The 6,741-nt window shown below is 31.5% G+C and carries 7 protein-coding genes; 2 read left to right on the top strand and 5 right to left on the bottom strand.

Features of this window, described 5'->3' with window-relative positions; translation table 11 throughout:
* The first annotated feature begins 180 nt into the window (after positions 1–180).
* The gene (locus EV01_RS05640) at positions 181–1,389 is read left to right on the top strand and encodes a phosphoglycerate kinase (protein ID WP_032517310.1); all 1,209 of its coding nucleotides are present in this window, start codon (positions 181–183) and stop codon (positions 1,387–1,389) included.
* 1 nt (position 1,390) lies between these two features.
* Here EV01_RS05640 and EV01_RS05635 read toward each other — a convergent pair whose 3' ends face one another.
* The gene (locus EV01_RS05635; protein ID WP_032517311.1) at positions 1,391–2,116 is read right to left on the bottom strand and encodes a hypothetical protein; all 726 of its coding nucleotides are present in this window, start codon (positions 2,114–2,116) and stop codon (positions 1,391–1,393) included.
* Positions 2,117–2,157: 41 nt separating this feature from the next.
* On the opposite strand from EV01_RS05635, the gene murG reads away from it, so the two are divergent.
* A complete protein-coding gene (murG, locus tag EV01_RS05630; protein WP_032517313.1) occupies positions 2,158–3,249 on the top strand; it encodes an undecaprenyldiphospho-muramoylpentapeptide beta-N-acetylglucosaminyltransferase in 1,092 nt (363 codons plus the stop codon).
* Here the strand turns inward: murG and EV01_RS05625 are convergent.
* Genes EV01_RS05625 through rplL form a run of 4 tightly spaced genes read right to left on the bottom strand, consistent with a single transcriptional unit; the run spans position 3,228 to position 6,697 of the window.
* A complete protein-coding gene (locus EV01_RS05625; RefSeq protein WP_032517315.1) occupies positions 3,228–4,349 on the bottom strand; it encodes a pyridoxal phosphate-dependent aminotransferase in 1,122 nt (373 codons plus the stop codon). The genes murG and EV01_RS05625 overlap by 22 nt on opposite strands.
* A gap of 9 nt (positions 4,350–4,358) precedes the next feature.
* Positions 4,359–5,528 carry a quinone-dependent dihydroorotate dehydrogenase gene (locus tag EV01_RS05620; RefSeq protein WP_032517317.1) on the bottom strand — a complete coding sequence of 390 codons (1,170 nt, stop codon included), beginning with the start codon at positions 5,526–5,528 and terminating at the stop codon, positions 4,359–4,361.
* 6 nt (positions 5,529–5,534) lie between these two features.
* Complete coding sequence (gene rnhA, locus EV01_RS05615) at positions 5,535–6,254, bottom strand: ribonuclease HI (RefSeq protein ID WP_032518531.1); 720 nt, start codon at positions 6,252–6,254, stop codon at positions 5,535–5,537.
* Positions 6,255–6,301: 47 nt separating this feature from the next.
* Entirely contained in the window at positions 6,302–6,697 is a 396-nt protein-coding gene (gene rplL, locus EV01_RS05610) for a 50S ribosomal protein L7/L12 (protein ID WP_032518532.1), read from the bottom strand.
* Between the last annotated feature and the right edge of the window lie 44 nt (positions 6,698–6,741).

Here is a 6,741-nt window from a genome sequence, read left to right on the forward strand (position 1 = left end):
TTAGTTTTTATAAGTTTCAAAAGTATTTACTTCTAAATTTTAGTATAAATTTCATAACTAAAAATTTTTATAGTCGTTAATTCTTAAAATTTATTAAGGCATAGGTAACAGTAACTACTTTTTAACCCAATAAGCCCAAATTAACGTTAGGGTCTTGAGATTATAAATATAGCTTGTTTAATGTCAAAATTATCTCTTTCCAGTCTTGATAAGACAAATTTAGAAGGAAAAAAAGTTCTTGTAAGAGTAGATTTTAATGTTCCATTAAATGAAGACGGTCAAATAACAGACGATACGCGTATTCGTGCAGCGATCCCAACTATTGAATATCTTATTAATCATTCTGCAAAAGTCATTTTAGCTGCTCATTTTGGTAGACCGAAGGGTCAGGTAAATGAAAAAATGAGATTAACTCCAGTAGCAGCAAGATTAAGTGAATTGTTAGGGCAAAATGTTGCTCTTACTAACAGTTGTATTGGTGATGAAGCAGTTGCACAATCAAATAGCTTATCTAATGGAGATGTTCTGTTACTTGAGAATGTTCGTTTTTTTGGTGAAGAGGAAAAGAACGACCCGGAGTTTGCTGAAAAATTAGCATCACATGCAGATATGTATGTAAATGATGCTTTCGGTGCTGCTCATAGAGCGCATGCTTCAACTCAGGGTGTTACAAATTATTTAAGTCCCTCAGTAGCTGGATTCCTTTTAGAAAAAGAATTGAAATACCTACAAGGAGCAGTAGATTCCCCAAATCGTCCATTGGCAGCAATAGTTGGAGGGTCAAAGGTTAGTAGCAAAATAGGAGTACTTGATTCTTTACTAGATAAGTGTGACAAAATCATGATTGGTGGAGGTATGATTTTCACTTTTTATAAAGCTAGAGGTTTAGATGTCGGCAAGAGCCTTGTAGAAGAAGATAAACTCGAGCTTGCTAAAGATTTAGAAGCAAAAGCAAAAGCAAAAGGAGTAGAGTTATTATTACCCACCGATGTTGTTTTGGCTGATGAATTTTCTCCTGACGCCAATAGTAAAATATCTCAAATTGATGCAATTAGTGGGAATTGGATGGGGCTAGATATTGGTCCAGATTCCATTAAAGTTTTTCAGAATGCTCTTGCAGAATGTAAGACAATTATTTGGAATGGTCCAATGGGAGTTTTTGAATTTGATAAATTTGCAGATGGTACAAATGCAATAGCTACGACTCTTGCGGACTTAAGTGCTTTTTCAGAAGTTTGTACAATAATTGGTGGGGGAGATTCAGTTGCAGCAGTTGAAAAAGCAGGATTAGCTGAGAAAATGTCTCATATATCTACCGGAGGTGGGGCTAGTTTGGAACTTTTAGAAGGTAAAACTTTACCAGGTGTAGCTGCGTTAAACGACGCTTAGGCTATATCTCATCAACAATATTAATGCTCTTTGTGAAAGTAATCATTCCCTCGGGATGAGCTATGATTCCTGACCAAATTTGCATCCCTGGTTTTGAAGGGGCTCTTGTAATTTTAAAAATCCCTCCAGACGCCAATGGTTCCAATGATATTTCTTGTTCAAACAATGAATTAAATTGATGAGGTTTTATAGCTCCAGCAATAATCACTTCTTCAAGAGGCTTATTTAGAATTATATCGATATCGTATTTTGAACCAGTAAGAACTCTATCAGGAATTTTAAAACTAATATCTATTTTTTTATTATCGTTTCTTATTGTGGTGAATAAATTTTTGATAATCCCTTCACTTATTTTTCCATTCACGATTGAAAATAAATAATCAAATTTGGATTCGAGTATATATATTTCTCCGTTAACTATTTTTTCCCCAGAAACTTTTATTCGCAAAATATCTTCATCTGGAATATTAGATTTTAATCTTTTGATCTTCCATTTGCTGTTCGGGAAATCATTAATAATCTTTGAAAATTGTTTTGGAATATTTTGGTTTTCATCATTTCTAAAATTTTTTTTAATAAACTCTAAGTCTCGCTTATTTAATGAGGTTTCTAAATTTCTTATAAAATCAACTTTTAAAGTTTGCGTTATTGCTGAATAGGGGAGAATGAGATAAATAAATAAGTAGAGAGGGAATCCTATATTTCTGAATAAGTTTAAATTCAACATATTTATTATTTATTATTTTCATTCTACTAATTTAAGTTTTTATGTCTAAAAAAAATAATTTATTAGTTGCAGCTAGTGGAACAGGAGGCCATATTTTTCCAGCTTTAGCAGTTTCTAAAGAGGTGGAAGATGAGTGGAATATTCATTGGTTGGGTATTCAGCAAAGACTTGATGCGCATTTGATTCCCCAAAAATATAATTTGAAGACTTTGAATTTAAAGACACCAAGAAAAAATATTTTTTTGTTTTATCAATATATAAAAATTTTAATGTCAACTTTCCAAATAATTAGGATCTTAAAAGAAAAAAAAATTAACTTGGTTTTTACGACTGGAGGTTATATATCTGCCCCTACTATTGTTGCTTCAAAACTTCTAAAGATACCTATCATTATTCATGAATCAAATGTAGTTCCTGGAATGGTCACGAAATATTTTGGTTTTTTATGTAACTATGTTCTTTTAGGATTTAAAGAAACAAATTCTTATTTAAAAAATTGTAAAACTATTTTCACTGGGACACCTTTAAGAGAGCAATTCTATAAATTTAATTTATTGCCAGAATGGGTTCCAAAAGGAAATGGACCTCTTTTGATTGTTATGGGAGGTAGTCAAGGAGCAAAAGCTATAAATCAAATTCTTTATGAATCTTTAGCGTTTTTAATAAAAAAACAATTTCGGATAGTTCATATTGTTGGCGAATCTAATCTAAAACCTTTTCATGTAAAAAACTCCAAAAATTATATACAAAAGAAATTTACTAATGAAATAGCAGCTTTAATTCAAAACTGTGATCTTGTAATATCGAGATCTGGCGCAGGAACAATCAATGAATTAATGGAGGCTGAAAAACCTTCAATTTTAATTCCATATCCATATTCTAAAAATAATCATCAGGAGAAAAATGCCATGATTCTTGCTGCAAGTGGAGGCTCAGTTTTAATCAATCAGAATAATATGTCTAAAGAAGTTTTTGAAGAAACTCTAGAAAGAATTTTTAAAATAAAATCAAAAAAGGGAAAAAAACATTATGAAATATTAGATCTCATGAAGAAGAATATGGAAAATAATAATAAAATTAAATCTAAAAATGAGATTAAAAAGTATATTGATTATTTTTTAAAGGAATTCTGAATTTCTTCACATAAAAGAGTGTTATTTTTTCTATTCTGTAGACTTATTCTTGCCCACTTTTCGTCAAGAAATCTAAATGAAGTGCATTCTCTAAGCAATATTCCCTTATTTTCTAAGTATTTTATATTTGGCGACAAGGATGTTTCACTTTCTATTAAAAAAAAGTTGGTTGAAGAGTTATGAATTTTAAGGTTCTCTATTTTTAATAATTTTTCAAATACTCTCTTTTTTTCAATATTTATCCAGCTGTGAATCTGTTTTGTCCACTGTTCATAGAATTTCTTATTACTTAGTAGATCAATCCCTGCTTTAATAGAAAATGAATTTAAAGGCCAAGGATCTCTATTTATTTCCCATTGTTTAAGTTTTTTCGATGAGCCAATAACGTACCCTAATCTAAGCCCTGGAATATTGAAGATTTTGGTCAAGCTTCTCAAGACTAGTAAATTATCAAATCTTTTGGTTAATGGTATTAAAGATTCTTTGTCTCCATTAGGTGTTATGGATAAAAAAGCTTCATCGCAGATAACTAATTTATATTTTTTCACAACTTCCTCCAATGAATTCTTTTCCCATAATTGGCCGGTAGGGTTATGTGGATTTGTTATCCAAATAACATCACCTTTTGGATGAAGCGGAAATGATTGAGGAAAAATATCACTCCAGTTTTTTGGTAATTCGCAATGTATAAAATTGCTATTCCAACAATTTAAAGATCTTTCATAATCAACAAATGATGGAGAAGGAATACAACTTATTCCGAATTTGGATGCTTCATAACCTGCCCATGTTATTAATTCAGAAGCTCCATTCCCAGGCAATATATTCTCTGGATTTATCCCATGAAATTTGCCGATTATTTCTTTCAGATCACTCAAGTTTCTTTCTGGGTAATATCTAAAGCCAAGATTCTTAATTTCCGCATTTATTGAATCTATTAGTATTTGAGGGGGATCAAAGGGTACTAATGATGCACTTGCATCAATGATTTCGGATGGTAATAAATTTAATTTTTTCGCAATTGCATATACATTTCCACCGTGCTTCAAGTTTGATCCTTGTATGGCTAACGTTGAGTAATCATCAGGTTCATTATTCATGCTCTAATTTTATTCAACCCATTTTAATTCTGATCCAATTGCATCTTTTATACTAGATAATTGATGGCTATTGAGTTGCTTTATAATTCCCTCAAGTATATCTGGTACTAATTGTGGACCTTTATATATCCATCCTGTATAAAGTTGAATTAATGATGCTCCAGAACAAATTCTTTCCCAAGCTGACTCAGGACTATCTATTCCACCAACCCCAATTAAAATAATCTTTTTATCAATATTATGTATATATTTTATTATTTGATTTGCTTTTGTTTGGAGAGGCCTCCCACTTAATCCTCCATTCTCTTGAGAGAGTAATAATCCAGTTTGCCTGATTTTTCTATTTTCAAGACCTAATCTATCAATGCTGGTGTTTGTAGCAATTATTCCATCGATGTTTTCCTCGATTATTAATTGGCAAATATCTTCAATATCTTTAAGGCCTAAATCTGGCGCAATTTTTACAAATAATGGTGGACAATTAGGTAAGTTTTTAATTTCTCTAAGAAGTTCTTTTAGAAGAATTGGATCTTGTAATTTTCTTAGTCCTTCAGTATTTGGAGAACTAACGTTTATTGCTGCGTAATCACAATATGGAATTAATAATTTTAGAGAAGTTAAATAATCATCTTTTGCTTGAGATAAACCTGTAATTTTTGACTTCCCGAAATTTATCCCTAAACAAATATTCTCCCTGTTTTTTTTAAACTCAATACCTTGTTCGACAAAGTTTTTAACTAGATTTTCAGCACCATTATTATTGAAACCCATTCTATTTAATGCTGCTTCTTCTTCTGCCAATCTAAATAACCTTGGTTTGGGATTCCCATTCTGAGCAAATTTAGTTACTGTACCAAGCTCAGCAAATCCAAAACCAAAATCTTTCCATATATTTGCGGCATTTCCATTTTTGTCAAAACCCGCAGCTAAACCAACTGGATTACAAAAATTTATTCCACATATGTTCTGAGTTAACCTTTTATCAACTACAGAAAATTCTTCATTTAGATTTTTTAAGATAGAAGATACTATAGGCCAATTATATTTTCTTGAACTGAATGATAGGAGACTAAGAGATAAATTAGTTAAGTATTCTGCATCAATGCCAGAGTCTTTTTTTAATACAGGGGTAATCAAGTTTTTATAAAGATTTTTAAATCCCCCCTTCTTATCATTCATAAAAAATTAGGCTTCTTTTTTTTCTATTATCCAATATTTTTTATCTTTAGGAATCAATCTCCAATTACGCCATTCAAAAAGTGAATATTGTTTTATCTTTAAGTGGTTTTCATCACCTAATAAGGTTTCTAGTTCAGGTGAACTTAACAAGTACTTTTTTTCTGCAAATTTTTGAATTAATTCATTGCGGGAAAATAATTCCTGAATTTCTACAGGTGCATTTTTTTCAAAAAAATCAACTGAGGATTCTATTTTTTTTAAGTTACTTTCTAAAGATATACCTTTGCTGTAATTAGTTGCAATTTTATCAACCCTATCATTTTGTTTATCCCCACTATGACCTTTAACATATTCCATTATTAGGCCATTAATTCTTAATTGATCAATTTTTTGCCATAGATCAAGATTTTGAACTGGTTTCCCTGAACTTGTTTTCCATCCATTCTTCTTCCAATTAATAATCCATTTTGTATAACCCTCTATTACATATTTACTATCAGTTCTTAATTTAAACTTCTCTTTTAATTTGTAGCTTTTTAATTTCTCAAGAGTTTTTATAGCCGCAGTGAGTTCCATTCTATTATTAGTGGTATTTTGCTCGGAACCACCTATTTCTAATTGACTGTAGTCATCAAAAATTATTAGACCACCCCAACCACCTGGACCTGGATTACCACTGCAGGCTCCATCTGTTGCAGCTTCAATTGCAATACTATCACTATTCATAATTTTTGAAGCCGACATAAAGGTTATCGGCTTAAAAAAATCTATTCTTACTTCAGTGTAACTTTACCGCCAGCTTCTTCAATCTCTTTCTTTAAAGCTTCAGCATCTGCTTTGGCAATTCCTTCTTTAACTGTTTTTGGTGCTGATTCAACAAGTGCTTTTGCATCGCCAAGACCTAGACCAGTTGCATTTCTTACAACTTTAAGGACTTTAATCTTTGCAGCTGCATCAAAGCTTTCGAGAACTACATCAAATTCAGTTTTTTCTTCAGCAGCGCCACCATCTGCCTCACCGCCAGCTGCTCCTGGAGCTGCCATTACTACACCTGCAGAAGCTGCAGCAGATACACCAAAAGCCTCTTCAATTTGCTTTACAAGCTCAGATGCTTCTAAAAGTGATAGAGATTTTAATGATTCAAGAATTTCTTCAGTTTTTGCGGACATTTTCTTAAAAGTTAATTAGGTTTTGAATTTAGGATTCTGATTTT

The organism is Prochlorococcus marinus str. MIT 9401, from assembly GCF_000760095.1.
GTDB lineage: Bacteria > Cyanobacteriota > Cyanobacteriia > PCC-6307 > Cyanobiaceae > Prochlorococcus_A > Prochlorococcus_A marinus_I.